3 protein-coding genes are annotated in these 1314 nt (G+C 43.9%); all 3 read left to right on the top strand.

Annotated features, from left to right (window positions below):
• Positions 1–52: 52 nt before the first annotated feature.
• Positions 53–451 (top strand): IS200/IS605 family transposase, encoded by a 399-nt coding sequence (gene tnpA / locus JET16_RS29740; protein WP_199624861.1) that lies wholly within the window; start codon positions 53–55, stop codon positions 449–451.
• A gap of 4 nt (positions 452–455) precedes the next feature.
• Positions 456–1133, top strand: a complete 678-nt coding sequence (locus JET16_RS29735; RefSeq protein WP_233532465.1) for a hypothetical protein — start codon at positions 456–458, stop codon at positions 1131–1133.
• A partial coding sequence (locus JET16_RS30450) for an IS200/IS605 family accessory protein TnpB-related protein (protein WP_233532464.1) occupies positions 1130–1314 on the top strand: 185 nt, incomplete at its 3' end. The genes JET16_RS29735 and JET16_RS30450, both read left to right, overlap by 4 nt.

The following is a 1314-nucleotide window of genomic DNA, read 5'->3' as shown; positions in this document are numbered from 1 at the left end:
TTTTTTCATATTGTTGTTGCAGTATCTTAGTTAAACTAAATACAATCGGTATATGGGACAAGAATATAGAAGAACCGCATCAACGGTGTCGCTCATCAACTATCATTTTGTGTTTTGCCCTCGCTATCGCAGAAAGGTATTGACGGGTCAAGTAGAGGTTCGATTTAAAGAGCTTCTGCAGGAGATTTGCACGGCTAATGATTGGCTTATTGTAGCGATGGAAATGATGCCTGATCATGTACATCTATTTCTTAACGTACTGCCGGATGATTCTCCGGCGGACATTATGGCAAAATTGAAGGGAGCGACTTCACGGCATTTGCGTCAACAATTCAAACATTTGAACCACCTGCCGAGCCTTTGGACCCGTTCGTATTTTGTCAGTACGGCAGGGAACGTCTCGAGTGAAACGATTAAGCGCTATGTTGAAGAACAAAAGAAAAGGGGGTGAATCCATGCAGACGGTAACCGTTCAAATACGCATATTTCCAAGTGATGTTTCTGTATTGAAAGAGATGGGAGACGAATATATCCAAACGGTCAATCGGCTGACCGAACATGTTGAATTATTGGGTACATTTCCAAAACTGACATCTAAGGATGTGGCGGCCAATCTTCCTTCCGCAGTAAGGAACCAAGCCATTCGAGATGCGAGAAGCATCCATAACAAGACGAAAAAGCAAGGGAAACGCCCGATCCTAAAACGTAGAGCCTACTACGTAAACAATCAAAACTATTCGCTTGGAGATCATACCGTTTCATTTCCGGTGATGGCGGACGGAAAAGTACGGCGTCTAATGATTGCGGCTCATATAACGGAACGGGAGCAACGCTTGCTGTCAAGCGGTAAGCTTGGACTACTAAAAGTGGTCGAGAAATCAGGCAAGTGGTACGTTCAAATATCTGTTGAATGCAGGACGGAACCAACCAATGGCGATATGACTATGGGTGTCGACTTGGGATTAAAGGTCCCCGCCGTTGTTGTACCTCCACAGGCAAAACCAAGTTTGTCGGCAACGGCAGGCAAAACAAGTACATACGCCGCAAGTATAGTTCGCGTCGGAGAAAGATGGGAAAGCTTAAAAAGCTGTCAGCCATCCGAAAGCAGCAGAATAAAGAACACCGGTACATGAAAGATCAAAACCATAAAATCAGCCGAAAGATTGTGAATATGGCGATCAAAGAGCAAGTTTCAGTTATCAAGATTGAGAAACTGGCAAACATTCGCCAAACGACAAGAACAAGTCGTAAAAACGCTGCAAATCTGCACAACTGGTCGTTCTATCAATTGCAACAGTTTATTGTGTATAAAGC

The organism is Paenibacillus alkalitolerans (assembly GCF_016482785.1).
Classification (GTDB): domain Bacteria; phylum Bacillota; class Bacilli; order Paenibacillales; family YIM-B00363; genus Paenibacillus_AE; species Paenibacillus_AE alkalitolerans.
The sequence above is the reverse complement of the archived record's forward strand: the minus strand, read 5'-3'. Positions and strand labels throughout refer to the sequence as shown.

Bases quoted from the DNA above. Each gene is read 5' to 3' on its own strand.
- JET16_RS29735 (WP_233532465.1), top strand. From the start codon at position 456: ATGCAGACGGTAACCGTTCAAATACGCATATTTCCAAGTGATGTTTCT.
- tnpA (WP_199624861.1), top strand. From the start codon at position 53: ATGGGACAAGAATATAGAAGAACCGCATCAACGGTGTCGCTCATCAAC.